15 protein-coding genes are annotated in these 17,479 nt (G+C 41.8%); 6 read left to right on the forward strand and 9 right to left on the reverse strand.

The features are described from left to right. Position 1 precedes the first annotated feature (1 nt). The 4 genes from B4N43_RS14040 to B4N43_RS14055 all read right to left on the reverse strand — a co-directional run bounded on the left by B4N43_RS14040 (position 2) and on the right by B4N43_RS14055 (position 3,076). Entirely contained in the window at positions 2-364 is a 363-nt protein-coding gene (locus B4N43_RS14040) for a DUF4180 domain-containing protein (RefSeq protein WP_286735370.1), read from the reverse strand. Positions 365-491: 127 nt separating this feature from the next. Continuing rightward, complete coding sequence (locus B4N43_RS14045; RefSeq protein WP_286735371.1) at positions 492-1,415, reverse strand: Dyp-type peroxidase; 924 nt, start codon at positions 1,413-1,415, stop codon at positions 492-494. Between the two features lie 73 nt (positions 1,416-1,488). Beyond that, entirely contained in the window at positions 1,489-2,310 is an 822-nt protein-coding gene (locus B4N43_RS14050) for an alpha/beta fold hydrolase (RefSeq protein ID WP_145329597.1), read from the reverse strand. Next, the gene (locus B4N43_RS14055) at positions 2,291-3,076 is read right to left on the reverse strand and encodes a class I SAM-dependent methyltransferase (RefSeq protein ID WP_286735372.1); all 786 of its coding nucleotides are present in this window, start codon (positions 3,074-3,076) and stop codon (positions 2,291-2,293) included. Before B4N43_RS14055 ends, B4N43_RS14050 begins: the two co-directional genes overlap by 20 nt. Before the next feature lie 499 nt (positions 3,077-3,575). Between B4N43_RS14055 and B4N43_RS14060 the strand changes: the two genes are divergently transcribed. Beyond that, entirely contained in the window at positions 3,576-4,409 is an 834-nt protein-coding gene (locus B4N43_RS14060; RefSeq protein WP_286735373.1) for a hypothetical protein, read from the forward strand. Between the two features lie 173 nt (positions 4,410-4,582). After that, on the forward strand, positions 4,583-5,623 hold the full coding sequence (locus B4N43_RS14065) for a linear amide C-N hydrolase (RefSeq protein ID WP_286735374.1): 1,041 nt from the start codon (positions 4,583-4,585) through the stop codon (positions 5,621-5,623). Between the two features lie 85 nt (positions 5,624-5,708). Here B4N43_RS14065 and B4N43_RS14070 read toward each other — a convergent pair whose 3' ends face one another. The 3 genes from B4N43_RS14070 to B4N43_RS14080 are packed head-to-tail and all read right to left on the reverse strand — an operon-like array spanning position 5,709 to position 11,517. Continuing rightward, positions 5,709-6,806: an efflux RND transporter periplasmic adaptor subunit gene (locus B4N43_RS14070; protein ID WP_286735375.1), complete on the reverse strand. Its 1,098-nt coding sequence runs from the start codon at positions 6,804-6,806 to the stop codon at positions 5,709-5,711. 21 nt (positions 6,807-6,827) lie between these two features. Continuing rightward, entirely contained in the window at positions 6,828-10,118 is a 3,291-nt protein-coding gene (locus B4N43_RS14075) for an efflux RND transporter permease subunit (protein ID WP_088162577.1), read from the reverse strand. 10 nt (positions 10,119-10,128) lie between these two features. Continuing rightward, a complete protein-coding gene (locus B4N43_RS14080) occupies positions 10,129-11,517 on the reverse strand; it encodes a TolC family protein (protein WP_088162576.1) in 1,389 nt (462 codons plus the stop codon). A gap of 170 nt (positions 11,518-11,687) precedes the next feature. Here B4N43_RS14080 and B4N43_RS14085 point away from each other — a divergent pair, with 170 nt between their 5' ends. Further along, positions 11,688-12,698, forward strand: a complete 1,011-nt coding sequence (locus B4N43_RS14085; protein WP_088162575.1) for a sensor histidine kinase — start codon at positions 11,688-11,690, stop codon at positions 12,696-12,698. 3 nt (positions 12,699-12,701) lie between these two features. Next, entirely contained in the window at positions 12,702-13,397 is a 696-nt protein-coding gene (locus B4N43_RS14090; RefSeq protein WP_286735376.1) for a LytR/AlgR family response regulator transcription factor, read from the forward strand. 98 nt (positions 13,398-13,495) lie between these two features. Here the strand turns inward: B4N43_RS14090 and B4N43_RS14095 are convergent, their stop codons facing one another. Then, the gene (locus tag B4N43_RS14095) at positions 13,496-13,972 is read right to left on the reverse strand and encodes an OsmC family protein (protein ID WP_286735377.1); all 477 of its coding nucleotides are present in this window, start codon (positions 13,970-13,972) and stop codon (positions 13,496-13,498) included. A 379-nt stretch (positions 13,973-14,351) separates the two neighbouring features. Here B4N43_RS14095 and lpdA point away from each other — a divergent pair, with 379 nt between their 5' ends. Both lpdA and B4N43_RS14105 read left to right on the forward strand, forming a co-directional pair. Further along, a complete protein-coding gene (gene lpdA / locus B4N43_RS14100) occupies positions 14,352-15,755 on the forward strand; it encodes a dihydrolipoyl dehydrogenase (protein WP_286735378.1) in 1,404 nt (467 codons plus the stop codon). 149 nt (positions 15,756-15,904) lie between these two features. After that, positions 15,905-16,474 (forward strand): Crp/Fnr family transcriptional regulator, encoded by a 570-nt coding sequence (locus tag B4N43_RS14105; RefSeq protein WP_075993837.1) that lies wholly within the window; start codon positions 15,905-15,907, stop codon positions 16,472-16,474. Positions 16,475-16,511: 37 nt separating this feature from the next. Here the strand turns inward: B4N43_RS14105 and B4N43_RS14110 are convergent, their stop codons facing one another. Beyond that, positions 16,512-17,408 carry a LysR family transcriptional regulator gene (locus B4N43_RS14110; protein WP_075993836.1) on the reverse strand — a complete coding sequence of 299 codons (897 nt, stop codon included), beginning with the start codon at positions 17,406-17,408 and terminating at the stop codon, positions 16,512-16,514. Positions 17,409-17,479 lie beyond the last annotated feature (71 nt).

Raw genomic sequence — 17,479 nt, forward strand, 5'->3', positions numbered from 1 at the left:
CTTAACGATTTGAAAATCTGGCTATCGCTTCTTCACGCGTACCTACAAAATTGATTTTCTTTGATTTATTGCTTTCGTAGATAAAATCGTTTAGACTTTTGCTGTTGTATCTGGAGAAATCGCCAACGATGGCAATGTCAAAGCCATACTGCGTATATTTTTGAAGAATTTCACCGGCAAGTTTTGTTTTAAGTTCGAAGAAATCGTCTGTGATGTTCTCTTGATAAATAATTGCTTTGTATGCTTCTTGCGCGCCACAGTCGACCATAATCTGTAGACCATCATCGAGATTATGGATAAAGACGCCTGAACCTTTAACTTCACCAATGTTTTCGTCACCTAGCTGAATAATAGTGATTTCCATTTTTTTTGTCGTGTAGTGTTAAAAATAAATTTGTGGGACCATATTCCATTGGGACCATATTCCATGACCCAGTGCTCTACGTTGGGATATCCTGTTGGAAATGATCTGCTTCGCGGATAAACAGGTTTTAACCTGCAAATTCTTTCAGCATATTGATTGTTGGACAGAAGAACAGGGAGCCGGTATGCGCCGTACTAAAGTCCAGTATTCTATCGTAATTCCCTTCGGGTTCACCAATAAACATTCTTTTTAGCATCAATTGTACGGTACTGAATGTGCTGGCGTAAGCGATAAAGTAGGTTCCCATTTCATTTGTTGCGATTTGCCCAAAAGGCATATTGTCGCGAACAATTTTCAAATCGTCACCGACATTGGCTAGGGCCGAATGTGAATTAGTCGGTTTTTCATCGTCGCCCATCTCAATATCGTTTGCTTTGCTTCTGCCGATGACCTTCTCCTGTTCAGCGACGGGTAAAGAACGCCAGGCGTTCATGTCGTGAATATATTTTTGTACAAATAAATAGCTTCCACCCGTATAGGCTGCATCCTCATCACCAACGATACCAAAGAAAGCACGATCCTCACCAAGGGGATTTTCCGTTCCGTCGACAAAACCCAAGATACTTCGGCCATCCCAATATCTGAACCCATGAATTTCCTCCTTGCAATCGGCAACGGGACTTAATAAGGCTGCTATTTCGGTCGCCATGTCAATGCAATAGCTTTTTTCATAAGCGCGAATATGGAAATGTAAATCTCCGGGGGTAGCTACAGCAATATGTTTTTGACCGATGATAGGTTCGAAAGGAACCAATTCCTTTGGCATAGGTTCGTTGAGTTCAAGCTTTTTCCAGGCATGGTGACTTATGCCCAATACCACGCTTGCTTTCACAAGGTTTGAACGTACCTGCGCCGAATTGTTGAGATTGACAACCAATGCACATAAGCGTTGGAAGACATCCTTAATGACCACATTTTCGTGGAAATTCCATACCATAAACACCGTATTGTTGCTCGGTGTATCGATGACATTTTGGGCCTGATGATCCATAAGATAAGTTGTTGTGTGTTGTACAGCCTTGCTAAGCTACAAATAAAATCGGTTGTACGGATAGACTTTTTGATTACTCGGATGCGGTTTTTTGATACAGTTTGACGATTTCATCAATGACCAGATCTGGTTCGTCATAAAAGACATGATGCTCCGCATTTTGAGCCAAAAGATAACGTCTATTGTTTTTTTGATCTGCATATTTTTTAAGGGCAGCAATAAATAAACTGCGATCGGGTTCTTCAAAAGGTGATTTTCCTGAGCCAATGACAGTCATAGGAACATTGATTTTTCCTGCAACCTCATGTAAAACAGCCGTTGATGCTTCGTAGTTTAAAACGAGATGATAGAACCCTAAGCTTTCTTTTTTGATGTTATCAAGTTCACTGGCATATTCGCTCTTCAATGATTTGGATCGCTCCATGGTCATGAAATAAGGGGAAACAATATCGATCATTACTGTGCCAACAACCTGACCGGGATTGGTCGTTATAAATTTCATCGTATAGTTACCACCGAAGGAATGGGCAACAAAAAAGTACCGATCACGATAGCCCAATTGCTGCAAGGCATTTTTAAGATCCTTTACTTCATTTGTCAAGCTAATGTTAACGGTGTCTATTTCACTTTTCCCAAAGCCAGCCCTGTCATAGGTAATTAAAGGTGCGCCCAATTTGCTCGATAGCGGTTCCAATAACTTTCTCCAAACGGAAGCATCATTTCCACCCCCAGATTCAAAGACAATGGGGATACCCTTCCCCTCCATTAAAGTAAATTGAAGGCTATGGTTCCCTACATTGATCATGGTATCCCTGAGCTGTGCTTTTACGGCCAGCCCGGGGAATGTCAGTAGGAGGAAAACGGATAAGAGGAGATTATACTTTAGCCCGTACATCGTTCATTTTAAGTGTCATGGTGGTCGCTTCCGTTTCGATCCATTGGCTGTATTCGGCGATAGCCTGTAAGCGAAGTTCGTCGGAGATATACCCTTCCGTAACCATTTGTCGCGATTGGGCGACTTTGTTCCAGATGGCCAGATTGGTATCAAAGTTTGCTTCTCCTTTTTTGTAGGTCTGATCGGCATTGATAACCTGAACCGAATGGAAACCTGCTTCCTGGAGCAGTGCAGCGACCTCATCAGCAACACGATTGTTCATACCTGCATCTGCTCTCCACTTCAGGAAAGTATGGTAAAATGTGAGCATACTTTCCGGAGGGGCAGGGTTCCATTCAATGGCGGTGTGATTGTAGTCTAAAATAGAAATTTGTCCTCCGGGCTTTAACCAGGATTTGAATAAGCCCAATGCCCTGGGAATATCACTTAACCATTGCATGGTGCGCGCCGTTATAATCAGGTCGAACGGATGTGGAGGCTGATAATCAAAAATATTGCTGTAGACCAGGTTCAGATTTTGGGTGCTACCATAAAGCTCATTGCCACTGTCGATAAAAGACGGTGTATTATCGAGCCCGATTATAGTTCCGTCGCCGATATAGCTTGCTACCTCATTCGTGAGCGTTCCGGTACCACAGCCTACGTCCAAGATTTCCATGCCGGGAGACAGTAAGGGAATAATCGTTCTATAATCGGAGGATAATGTTCTTCTTTCAAATATCTTATTGGCCTGTTGATCCTTTCTGTCAATAAATTTCTCTTTCATTGGATTGGGTTTAGTTGACTGTAAATATAGCTTTTGCTTTCCGGTTAAAAAAACTTCTATTCGTTTAACCGTTTTCGTTACGCTAATCAGACCAACAGTTGAGTATATTCCTTGATTTGTTTATGGTTATTATCAGTCGAATATCCTATTCTCCATTAAGAAGGATATAGTAGTCTTTTTACAAGGTATTAACAGGGGGTTAACTGGGTATTTACCCCTGCTAACCCCCTGTTATACCCCTGTTAACCCCCTGTAATATCCCTGTTATTATGGAAACTGATGTAAAGCAATTTCAAAGCTGTATCGGGCGATAAAAGAGGGCCATTTACTGCTTTATGACGATCATGTACTATTTTGATAGAAACAGTGATATTTTGCGATTAATACCCTAATTAGGAAATTATTTTATGTCGTTTCGCTGTTTTTTTAATAATAGTTTTTTATATTGTTGTACAATAGTACTCGTGCCGTTGCAATTACACTAAGATATCCTGATATTATGCGAAAAGTATTCAAAGTTCTCACGCTAACGTATTGTGCTGTTTTTCTTTCAGCCTGTTCTTCCAACTATCTCATGACATTCAATGGGGAGAATGTAAAAAAAGATGAAGACAAGGGAACGTTTTCATTTAATAATGATACAGTAAAAATTGATTATTCCTTTGCCGACAGAGATGGTCGAATTTACCTTCGAATAGAAAATAAAATCGATAAACCGATCTTATGGGATCTTAAAAATTCGGCCATGGTTATTAATGGTAAAACGCAAGGTTATTCTGCTGAACAAGCTGCTTTTAATGGAAAGATGAACGCTTCGGTTTACGATATAAACGCTAGTAAATCCACTATATTCAATGATACTTGGGTGAACGGTTCTATCACAGCATCGGTAAGTTTGCCTAAAGATGTGGTGCTTATCCCACCACATGCCTATGTGGATGGGCATTATTTTGATTTTAAAAACGATGTTAAATCCATTGTACGATCATCCCAAAAAGAAAAAGTGTATATGTATGATATGAGTGGCGAGAGTTTTGCGGTAAAACTTGCTCGATTTGAAGGCGCTGATTCACCTTACAGTTTACGTAGTTATTTAAGTTATTCGATTTTAGAAGATGGTAAAGCCATTGTTAAAACTACGGAGCAAAAATTTTATGCTGCCCAGCTTTGGCAGACCGGTTCAGTAGCCCTTAATAATATTATTGAACTGTATAATAAGCGCGGAGACGTGCTGGCTGTTAAGGAAAAAAAGGGGCAGGAGGCTATGATCGTTGGGGGGGCCTTAGCATTAACTGCAGCAGCAGCAGCAATTGACCCGAAAGCAGCTGAATAGTACCCAGGGCCATTTATTATGGCTATAGATTATGCTCGTCTAAGCTGTGCCGGATTAAATCATGCCGGTTACAGCTTAGACAAACAATAAGTCCGAATTATTGTTTAAGATATTGGATCCTTTTGTCCTCAAAGGCAAAAAAGCTGTATCACTTATTAAAAAAATCTATACATATGAAGTATCTTGCACAATTTATGTTGGTCGTCTTTCTTTTTGTTGCTAACGAAGGTCGATCCTGTACACGCGTTGTATATAAAGGACCTAATCAGACCGTTATCACAGCTAGAAGTATGGACTGGAGAGACGATATCGCGGCCAATTTATGGGTGTTTCCGCGCGGCGTAGCAAGAAGCGGGGAGGTCGGTCCACAGTCATTGCAGTGGACTTCACAATATGGGAGTGTTGTTTCCAGTGCATGGGACATTGCTACAGTCGATGGTTTAAATGAAAAGGGATTGGTGGCCAATGTACTCTGGCTAGTGGAATCTACTTATCCTAAATTTGATCCAGCGGGACCAAAAAAAGGGCTTGCAATCTCGGCTTGGGCCCAATATGTTTTGGATAATTTTGCGACCGTCAATGAAGCGGTATCTGCTTTAAAGGATGAGCCATTTGTAATTGTAAGTGATTACATCCCGGGAACTACCAAATTTACGACCATACATTTATCGCTTTCAGATGCCACAGGCGATAATGCTATATTTGAATACATCAACGGTAAACTGGTGATTCATCACGATGCGGCCTATACAGTTATGACAAACTCGCCCATCTTTGAAGATCAGCTCGCGCTAAACAGGTATTGGCAGGGAATTCCGGGAACTATCATGTTGGCGGGAACAAACCGTGCTGCTGATCGTTTTGTGAGGGCTTCTTATTATATTAATGCGATCCCGCAAACAGACGATGTGCGGCTTTCTGTTGCCAGTGTTTTCAGTGTGATCCGCAACTGCTCGGTTCCCTTTGGAATAAGCTCGGAATCTGAACCTAATATTTCGTCTACACGATGGAGATCCGTGACTGATCAGAAGAATAAAATCTATTATTTTGAGAATGTATTGGTTCCGGGAACACTGTGGGTAGATCTGGCTAAATTTGATTTAAAGAAAGGGGCTCCGACGATGAAGTTGGACATGAAGCAAGGGATGGCAATAAATGGGATTTCAAATAACCTGTTTAAGGCTGCCCAACCCTTTAAATTTATGGGCATTTAAATTAGAAAGACCGAATAAATTAGAAAGACCGAACCCGGTTGTAATGGGGTTGGTCTTTCTTTTGTTTAGGAATTAGTAGAAAGTCCTATTTGACTGACGTTCCGTCTATAATCTCTTCATCCGCTTTGCTGACCAATTTAGTGTCTTGTTTTAAGTCACCAAATATTTCGATCTGACCATCAATGCTGCGTCCTTTCTGTACAGGAATACGTTGTGTTTTGTTCGAAACAACAGCAATCACAAAACTTCCTTCGCCTGAAGTAAATACCGCCGATTTCGGTACAACAAAAGTACTGTCTTGAGATGTTAAAGGCAATTCGACCTCTGCAACCATACCCGGCAATAGCTTGTTGTCGGTATTGTTAATGTCAATTTCTACCCGCTCGGATCTTAATCGGCTGTCCAGGGCACCCGATTTACGAGCGATCTTACCCGAGAAGGTTTGCCCTGGCAATGATTGGACAGTAAATTGTAAGGGCTGGTTTTCGGTGAGGAAACCCGAATATTGTTCCGGAACAGCAACGGCTAACCTCAGTTTGCGTTGTTGTTGAATGGTCATGATGGGCATTTCCGAGCCACGGCCAGCAGGACCAACATAGGCGCCCTGATTGACATTTCTTGTTGCGATTACACCGTCGAAGGGTGCTCTGATTTCCAAATAGTTCAACAGGTTTTGTACCTCTGCGTAGGCCGATTTAGCGGCTTGGTACTGCGCAAAATCAGCATTCTTTTTTGACTCAGCAACCTCAAGATCCAGTCTAGCCACCGTTCCCTCTACTTTGCTGGTTTCAAAGAGTCTGTCGTAAGTGCTTTTTGTAGCCATATAGACCGCTTCTTGCGATTTGAGCCGCGATTTGGCTGCTGAAAGCTGTGAACTCAATTCGGGAGCCTCCAGGACAGCCAATAGCTGACCGGCATGCACTTTACTTCCGATGTCCACGTTGAGACTTTTGACGTAACTGCTGACCTTAGCGTAAATCTCGACCTGCTGGAATCCCGTGATTTCCCCGGGAATCTGCATTTTATTTGTTAATTTCTGTTTGGTGGGTACAAATGTCTCCATTGCCGGAGCTGCAGCTTCCGGACTTTCTTTTTTTGCATTTTCCTCGGCAGCCGAATGGCATCCTGTTAAGGATGCGATCAGACCGGCGATAGATAATATTTTGAACAAATTATTTTTCATATTTTATAGATTATACTGCTTTTACGATAAAGGTTTTAATGCCGCAATATAGTGTTTACTTTCTTTGTCTTCAGGATCTAATGAGATCGATTGTGTACTGCTTTTTTCTTGCGCCCAAGCAAATATAAGCGGTAAGATGACGAGTACGGCAAATGTCGAAAATAGTAATCCTCCAATTACAGCTCTACCGAGTGGTGAAACTTGTTCGCCACCTTCACCATGACCAATAGCCATAGGTAGCATACCCACAATCATGGCCAAACTGGTCATGATAATTGGGCGAAGCCGTAAGGATGCTGCCTCACGGGCTGCAGCCAGCGCATCTCCATTATGCCGACGGATATGTTCGGCATTGGTGATGAGTAAAACAGCGTTCGCAATGGATACACCCACCGACATGATAATCCCCATGTAGGATTGTAAGTTGAGGGTAGATCCGGTTAACAACAGCAGAATCAATGAGCCCAGCACAACCGCAGGCACTGTGGTGAGCACAACCATAGAAACTTTGAACGACTGAAAATTGGCTGATAGCATCAGGAATATAACGATAATGGCTACGGCCAAACCCGATTCGAGGCTGCTCATGGTCTCTGATAATACTTTTCCAAGTCCTATTTGCTCCATCGATAAACCACGAGGAAGCTCGCCAAGGGCTTTGATACTGCGCTGTACATCCTTGGAGGCTGTTTTTAAATCGGTATGATCAATATTTGCTGTAACTGATACATAAGGCATTGCACCTAAATTGTCGTTTTCGCCATAGGTGAAGGACGGTGTGATCGTTGCAACGTCGCTCAGAATTGGTCGCGCTGAATTTTTCAATAAAGGGATTTCACCGATTTCTTTCTCATCTTTCATTTTATCGATGGGAACCTGAACTTGGACGTTGTAAGAAAGTCCTGCTTTTTCATCGATCCAGGTGTTTTTTTCGGTATAACGCGAAGAAGAGGTGGAAGCGATCAGCGATCGTGTGACTTCGCTGAGATCTACACCCAATTGTGCGGCCCTGATGCGGTCTATCTTAATATCGTAAGAAGGGTATTTAATGGATTGTGCTAATTGTACATCTCTAAAATAAGGGATGGCTTTTAGTTCCTCGATCAATTTACCAGCGTACTTCTCGTTGTTCTTTTTGTTTTTTCCTGCTATCCGAACTTCAATAGGAGTGGGCGATCCCTGACTTAATACTTTATCCGTAAGCTCGATCGGTTCAAAGGATACCTGTACATCGGGAACTGCCGCTTTCAGGCGTTTTCGGTATTCATCACGGAACCTGTCCATATCGTGATGGTAGTCTTTCAGTGCAATTTGGAAAACAGCTTCATGTGGACCAGCCATGAAAAGATAGATCGGTGATACTGAAAACTGTCCGGGGTGTTGACCGATATAGACAGAAGATATGCTGATATGTTCTTTCCCAACCAGCTTTTCCAGTTCGGCCAGCGCTAGTTTTGCTTTTTCTTCGGTGCGTTCGATACGTGTACCTTCAGCTGCACGAAGGCGCATTTGGAACTGACTGGAGTTAACTTTCGGAAATACATCCTGTCCAATTGTGGAAAGTAAAATGACAACAAGACTTATTGCTCCAAGCAGATAAACTACGGTAATGGTTTTCTTTCTTTTGAACAAACGGTCGATCATTTTCATGAATCTGTTTCTGAACCGTTCAAAAATACTGATCTTTCCATCGTTGTTAAAGTCTTCCCGTTCAACCAATAGTTTCTTCTGATTTAGGGTATCTTGCTCGGATTCTATGGTCAGTCCAGTTGCTGCAAATTGAGCTTCATCTGTATTTAAACCCACTGGTTCGGTCGCTTGTGGCGCTTTATGCGCATGATCTTTCATGAGCCAGTTTGCCATGATAGGAACAAATGTCTGCGAAAGGAGGAAGGATATGATCATTGAAAATCCAATGGACAGGGCCAAGGGAAGAAATAACGAACCCGGGATGCCTGTCATGGTAAATGCCGGCGCAAATACGGCTAGTATACAGAGCAGGATCAATAATTTGGGTAAGGCGATCTCTTTACAGGCATCCCAGATAGCCAAGGCTTTGGGTTTACCCATATCCAGATGCTGGTGTATATTTTCTATCGTTACCGTACTTTCGTCGACCAGGATACCAATAGCCAAGGCTAGTCCACTAAGGGACATGAGGTTGATGGTCTGCCCGAAGAGTTTCAGAAAGAGCACTCCGGAGATCACGGATATCGGAATGGTTAGGATAACGATCAGCGCAGCTCTTCGATCACCTAAAAATAGGAGGACCATTAGTCCGGTGAGGATAGCACCGATTGCACCTTCAGTAATCAAACTTTTTACGGAATTGATGACATAGACGGATTGATCAAATTCATAAGATAACTTGACGTCGTCGGGTAAATTCTCCTGAATTTTTGGTAAGGCTGCTTTTAAATTCTGGACAACCTCCCAGGTTGAGGCATCACCGGCTTTGGCGATACTGACGTACACGGAACGTTTGCCGTTGACCAAAGCATAGCCTGCGGTAACGTCGGCACCATCTTTTACGGTAGCAATATCGCCTAAGTAAAGATTCTGTACCCCACCTTTAAATAATGGGATTTTTTCAAAATCTTTTACATCCTTGATGGTGTTGTTCGTTGGTGTAATGTAGTTTTTGTCCTGAATACGTACGTTTCCTGCTGGAGCGGTTTGATTGTTTAGTCTTAGCGCTTCTACGACCTGATCGGGTGTCATATTGTGACTCCGCATTAAATCGGGATCAACGTTGACCTCAATTGTACGTGGACTTCCCCCAAAAGGAGGTGGCGACAATAGGCCGGGGATTGACGTAAACGATGCCCGGACATAGACGTTGGCTAGATCTTGTAGTTCGTTGTTAGAACGCTTGTTACTGCTCAATACCAGTTGGCCTACAGGGAGGGATGAGGCGTCAAAGCGAATGATGAACGGCGGTTGTGAGCCTGGAGGAAAGGAGGCTTGGATCCGATTTGCCAGGGCACTTAGCTCGGCTGCAGCCTGGGCCATGTTGGTGTCTTCGTAATACGATACTTTCATTAAGGTCAGACCTTGAATATTCTTGGTCTCAATAGACTTGACCCCATTGGCAAAAAGAAGGATATTGACGTAGTTTTTGGCAAAATAAGATTCCATTTGATCCGGCGAATAGCCACCAAATGGATGGGCAATATAAATAACCGGAAGGTTCATTTTTGGCAGGATATCCACCTTGATCGATCGAACGGCACCTATGCCAAAGACAATAAGTCCCAATACGAGTACGAGGATGGATATCGGCTTGCGTAAGGCAAAACGTATTAAATTCATGTAATGTTATTTATAGTTCTTTGTTGAAAATATCAAAATCTCCCGCAGCTGCGGCTTTTAGTAAAAGCGACTGCCAAAGATTGATGTGGACGATCTCTCGATCGGTTTCGGCTCTATTTAATGTGTAAAAGGTCTGCGTCACGTCGACAAGTGTCGCTAGGCCGTTTTTATACATCGTCATTTTTTGATTGTAAGCTTGCTGAGCTGCCGACACTTGTCGGGGAGCTTCTAGATCACTTTTTAGGGCCAATTGGATTTTCACATCAGCGGCATCCAGCTGTGCTGTCAATTGGGCTTCGGCAGTTTGGTATTCTTCTCTCAGGGCATCATTCGTAAAGCGCTGTGCACTGATTTTTTTATTGATACGCGCAATCGAAGTCAGATTCCAGTTTATGCCCAATCCCAAGAGATAATTTTGCCTACTGGGACGAACCCCTTTCCAATAATTTGTGCTATATGCTTGTAAATCCGTAATGTAGTCGCTCTTAAAACCAGATCCCCTTGTCTGAAAGACCCCAAAGGCACTTACAGTGGGAAGATACTCTTTGGTTGATAGTTTCAATTGTTGTTCGCCAAGTTCAATTTTACTTTTATAAAATTGCAGAATAGGATTACTTTCAATCAAGTTGCCTGAAAGCGGAGTTAGCTGTACAGGAGTTTTCTGAACCAGAACAGTATCTATTTCGAGGTTTTTCGCTGGAATCCCCATCAATACCGTCAGCTTATTGTTTTGCTCCTTAACATTTTCACGGGCCTGATTGAGACTGATTTTTGCGCGCGATACTTCCGCTGAAGCAAGTGTAGAATCTACTCCGGGTAATATTCCGTTTTTTACTTTGGTGGCAGCAATATTTAAAAATACCAGTGCGCGATCCAGATTCATCTGTTGATTTTTTTCCAATCGTTGACTAGCCAATAAATTGAGGTAAGCCGCAGCGATCTTGATTTTATGCTGGAACTGTTCCTGACCGAGATCGGCCTGTAGTCGTTTGGTATCGGATTTGGCCAATTCGATACGTTCTTTTTTTCGTCCAAAGGTGTAAATGTCCCAATTGACATTGGCTAAGTAAAGCGCACCAAATGCGGCATTCCAATTTTGTTCTGGAAGAGCGGCTCCCGAAGAAGCTACACCCAGCCCACCAAATCCATACAGTGGACCATTTTGTCCGTTGACTGTTCCAAAGTCCTGTTGGGCTACGATGTTCAGATTGGGCCAAAAGTCGCGTTTGACTTGTTCATTGGTCTGCAGGGAGGACTGGAGATAATATTCCTTTGCCTTGATATTTCCATAATTTGCAATACCCTGTTCTACGGCATCGCGGAGCGTAAGCTTCTGAGCGAAGGAAGAGGAGGTCGCAAGTGATACAGCCAATGACAGCACTAAATTCAATTTCAGCATAGGTTATCTATCATTTTATGGACACGAAGATAACGATGAGATGAACTGTGATGTCCCTTTAAAATGATCTATAGCGTTTAAAAGTGACCAATTTAATTCGTCATTTATTTTTCTGCTGTTATAAACTTAAAACTTTTACTTTGTAACAGATTTTTAACAAAAAAAGGATTATGAGAAAGGTTTTTGAGAACAAGATCATACAGGAGATCGTGCTATTGATCTTTTCGTTTATCCTCTTTACTTTGAACGATTGGATTTTGATCCTGAGCTGGAAGGGATTTTTGATGGGCGTGTTCTATTTCTTGATCCTTTATGCGCATGCACAATTGAATCGCTTTTTCCTGTTGCCATTGCTACTTAAGAAGAATAAACCGCTGTTGTATATTTTGGCGTCGGTGGCAACACTACTGGTTTTTGCACTCATATTAAAAGAGCTAACGGATAACGTGATCTACAAGAATTGTTTTCTTTACAAGAATCTTGTTCAGAAAACGTTCCATTATCAATTTGGTGTATTATTGGGTTCGTTGATCTGTATATTGGGTAGTATCCAATTTATTGAATTTTATCGCTTTCAGCGTGTGAAGACCCGACGTGAACTGCTTTCCAATCAGACGCAATTGTCCCATTTAAAAAAACAGCTCAATCCACATTTTTTATTCAATACATTGAATACCATTTATGGTATTAATTTGAAGTACCCGGAACGTACCTCCGAATTGATCATCAAAGTTTCCCAGCTTCTCCGTTATCAGATGGAGAGCAGCGATCGGGAATTTGTTGCGATGGATGATGAGATCGATTTTATCTCAAGTTATATCGAGCTGGAGCGTGAAAGGTTAGGCTATCGCACAAAAATTGAATTTGATTATCAAAAAGAAGAAGATATCAATTATCAGATAGCGCCGATGCTATTGATTACTTTCGTAGAAAATGCTTTTAAACACGGAACCTGCAGTATTGAAGATTGTTTTGTACATATTTCGATCAAGATTGAAAAAGGGAACTTATATTTGCATGTACGGAATTCTGTTCCCGTTAAGAAAAGGAATGTTTTTTCGGCGAAAATAGGTTTGGAAAATACAATAGCGCGATTAAAACTTTTGTATCCTAATCGGTATACATTAACGACAAATTCCAAAAAAGAGGAGTATGAGGTGTCATTGGTTATAAATCTTTAAACAATGAATAAAAATAGCTGTATTGTGGTTGATGACGAACCTGCGGCGCATTATGTACTGGTAAATTATATTGAAAGAAGTACTGATCTGCAGTTGGTCGCTCAATGTTATAATGCTTTTGAGGCATTGGATTTTCTTCGGGAGAACAAAGTAGATTTAATCTTCCTGGATATTGAAATGCCCGAAATTAATGGGATGGAGTTTCTGAAGATGCTGGATAACCCACCCAAAACGATTTTGACAACAGCATATTCCGAATACGCATTGGAGAGTTATGATTACGGCGTTGTTGATTATCTGTTAAAACCTATTTCATTTCCCCGTTTTTTTAAGGCTGTTCAACGTTTTTTATCCTATAACACGACTGTGTCGCCCCAGGAAGAAGAACCCAAATCAATTAGTATACGCATGGATGGTCGTATTATTGACGTTAAATTATCGCAGATCGATTTTATCCAGAGCTTTGGCAATTACGTGAAAATTGTCACTCCTAGTCAGACATTTTTGACCGCAAGCACCACCCAGCAAATTCTCACACAGGTGCCGGCATCAAAGTTTATCCGTATCCACAAATCTTACATTGCTTCGATCAATAAGGTGATCAAATATGAGCATGGTATGGTACAGATCAATAATACGTCCCTACCGGTCGGGATTACTTTCCGTCGCGAGTTACAGGAGCGGCTAGCCAATAAATAGCGCTAAGCTATGAAGTAGTTCGATCATGTATCGCCGTTCTTGTCAATTCACAGCATATCATGTCATAACATATCATGTGAAGAAGAAAGTTCATTCATTTAGCTGGATGTGCTGATGCTGACGTTGGGTTTATGCAAGACCGGAAAGTTTACTGAATTGGCAATAAAACAATATTCACTTGCTTTTTGGTGTAATTCAATGGCTTGTGCAATCATCGTTGAATCTTTTACCCGGACCGAAGGATTTAGCGTAACTTCTTTAAAACTGCCTTTTCCACTTTCTTCTTCAAGCATGATCGCTGTTGCATGGTCTACATATTCTTCTACAATAATTTTATTGACCGAGCAGAAATGCAGGTACCATAACATATGGCAGGAGGACAGGGAGGCAAGCAATAGCTCTTCGGGATTGTGTTTGCTGGGGTCTCCCAGGAACGCTGGATCCGAAGAACCTTCAATCTCGGCTTTGCCGTCAATGCTAATGCGATGGCTTCTTTCGTAGTTTTTATAATGATCGGTTCCGCTGCCGCGATTTCCTGTCCACGTAATTGTGGCGATGTAATTATGCTGTTTCATTTGAAAATAATCGTTTGACGCTGTTGGTGCTAATCTGAAAGCAAGTTAAAAAAATATGCCTTTATCCTAAACATAAACACAATCTCTTCTGCGTAGAATTGACTTTCATATTATTTTTTTTGATCTAATTTTTTATTTATAATATACTGATTGGTATTTTATTTGTAGGTTTGTACTGATTTTAATTAAATCCAATATTTATGAATAATACGGTGTTTTCTACTGTTTTTAAATATACCTTTTGGTATTTTATTTTGTGTTATGATTGGCGTATGTATTGAAATTTTTATCGTAGCCTTTTGGATGGCAACTATGCGGGGCATACTTGTAAGACCTTTTTTGGTCGTGAATAATTCTGTTAACTAAAAATAGTTCGTATATGGAACAATATGATTTGGTTGTCATTGGGTCTGGCCCAGGCGGCTATGTTGCGGCGATTCGCAGTGCCCAATTGGGGTATAAAACCGCACTTGTAGAGAAATATGATACATTGGGTGGTACCTGCACCAATGTGGGCTGTATTCCCACAAAGGCAATTTTGGATAGTACACATCACTATCATGAAGCACAGCATCATTTTGCTGCACACGGGATTCAGGTAGGGGGACTATCGGTGGACTTTGGTCGGTTGTATGCGCGTAAAGATAAAGTGGTGTTGCAAAATACGCAGGGGCTGAATTTCCTGATGAAAAAGAATAAGGTTACGGTGATCCATGGAAAGGCCTCTTTTGTCAATAATTCAACGGTGGAGATTGCTACATCAGCGGGGGAGCGGCTGTCCCTTGGAGCAAAGAAATTTATCATCGCTACGGGTTCCAAGCCAGCGACAGTTCCGGGAGTAACCATAGATAAAAAACGTATCATAAGCTCAACAGAGGCGTTGTCTTTGCAAGAGAAGCCAGATAAAATCGTTATTATCGGTGGCGGTGTAATTGGGGTAGAGATGGCATCCATATTCAATAGATTGGGTTGTGAGGTCACTATTATCGAATATGCCGATCGTCTCCTTGCCAATATGGATCATGAATTGGGGGATGCCTTGAAAAAGATACTGCTGCATGATGGCATTAAAATTTTGCTTGAACAGGCTGTTTACAAAACCGAAAATATAGGCGCTGCGGCAAACGTTTTCTTTAAAGATCGAGCTGGTAACGAGCAGCAGTTACAGGCGGATTATATTTTGGTCGCTGTCGGGCGGAAAGCATTTACAGCGGGGCTTGGTTTGGAGAATACAGCTGCTCAACTAGACACCAGAGGTATGATCGTTACTAACGAGCAGTTACAGACGGCCGTTCCCCACATTTATGCTATTGGCGATGTGATCGGTGGGGCAATGCTGGCTCATAAAGCTGAAGAGGAAGCAATCTTTGTTGTCGAACATATGGACGGCCAAAAACCAAAGATACATTACGATCGGATCCCAAGTGTGGTTTATACCTGGCCCGAAGTGGCTTCCGTTGGCGCAACAGAAGAGGAGCTCAAAGCAAAGGGTATAGCGTATACGATTGGGAAATTCCCGTTTTCCGCCAATGCCCGTGCCCGCGCAGGGATGGATACACAAGGATTTGTAAAAGTGTTGGCCGATCCGAAATATGGCGAACTATTGGGAGTTCATATCATTGGAGCACGTGCGGCCGATCTGATCGCTCAAGGTGTTTTGGGCTTGGAATATGAAATCACCGCCGATAGTATGTCAAGGGTGTCTTATGCACATCCTACTTATTCAGAAGTCTTGAAGGAAGCGCATACCATTGCTTCGGGACGGCCATCCGTAAATATATAGGTATCGTATGCGTCTTTTCGGCGAAGAACAAAACGTATTTCTTTTAGAAGAGCTAAGCGTATTCCCTTCGTAGAAAAGGCGCTGCTTGTCTATTTTTTTGGATACAAACATCAATTTATCTATGTTTGTTGTGTATCAGGCTTTAATTTATGGACAAACAGCTATTGTTGGACAGTATTCAGAAAGAGATCGACCTCACGGAAGATGAAATCTTACGCCTATTGGCTGTTGTGAAATCCAAAAAAGTGAAGAAGAAACAATATTTGCTGTTGGAGGGCGATCTGAGCAGGTATGCTATTTTTGTCGCTTCGGGTTGTCTAAGAAGTTATTGTGTGGATGAAAATGGCTTTCAGTATATTCAACAGTTTGCTCCCGAAGGCTGGTGGATCGGCGATATGTATAGTTTGGTGACCGGAAAACCGGGCAACCTATACATTGATGCGGTATTTGAATCTGAGGTATGGATGATTTCCAAGGTAGATCTGCATCGGCTCTATCAGGAGATTCCGAAACTGAATGTCTATTTTCGGATACTTGCCGAAAATGCATTGGTTTATTATCAAAGTCGATCGATGGAGAATCTCCGTCTAGCTGCCAAAGAACGTTACGAAAAGTTCTGTACACGTTATCCTACATTGATCGACTGTCTTCCGCAGAAACAAGTTGCGGCATATATTGGCGTTACGCCCGAATTTTTAAGCAAAATGCTGCATCAGTAGCGGAAATCGGGCTATCGGCAAGAAATTGCCCGGTGATCTACCATTTCTCTTTTAACAGCGTTTCCAATTGACCGATTTCTTCCTGATACATGGTTTTCTTTCTCGTTCCAAAGTAAAGTATATTCTCCACGGGAGAAGTCCCTTCCCAGATTAGTTTTATTTTTCCGGATGCAAGTGCTTCGGCACAAAGAAAGTCGGGAACAATGGAAAAACCAGTATTGTTGCTCAAGCAGCGTATGATTGAGCTGATATTTGGGACGATATAATTGGGACTGAAGTCTGGATGTTCGCCAAAGTGTGTCGACCAATAGTTTTTTAAATGATCCATATCGGCAGCCGTGCTATACCACAATTGTTTTTTCAGGAGTTGAGCTGCTTCCTTGATTTTATTGTCGCTCAGTAGTGACTCGAGTGTGGATGTGTCGGTCTGACAACCTGCAATCAAGACAATGCGTTCTTTTGAGAAAGCCTCGTATTGTAGATTCTGCTGGTTTCCTTTTTGAGGCGTAATAATAAGATCCAATAAACCATTATCAAGATCCTGCTGCATCTGAGGATATTCTCCAAATTTGATAATTAAATTAAAGGGGAGCTGCGCAATATGTTCTTCCAGCGTGTATTGAAAGGTCTCAAAACACATTCCGATACTGATTGTGACACGTTCGTCCAATGCACGCTTGTGAAAATGCTGTTCACCGGTTTCAAGTTTTTTAAGTGGGTCAATAACATAGTTGTACAAGATTTTCCCCTTTTCGGTCGGCACCATTCTTCGCGCAGATCGATCAAAAAGCTTGTGGCCGGTAAAGGCTTCCAGGGAATTCAGATGTAGGCTGACACCAGGTTGAGAAATAAACAATTCCTGTGCCGCTGCAGATAATGTTCCGGTTTCATAGATTGCCTTAAATGTACGAAGCCATTCTAAGTTCCATTTCATAGTTATTATTTTTATGATACAAATATACAATTTAAATTATTTGTATGATTTAAAAATATGATAGAAATTTG

The organism is Sphingobacterium sp. UBA1897, from assembly GCF_002337775.1.
GTDB lineage: Bacteria > Bacteroidota > Bacteroidia > Sphingobacteriales > Sphingobacteriaceae > Sphingobacterium > Sphingobacterium siyangense.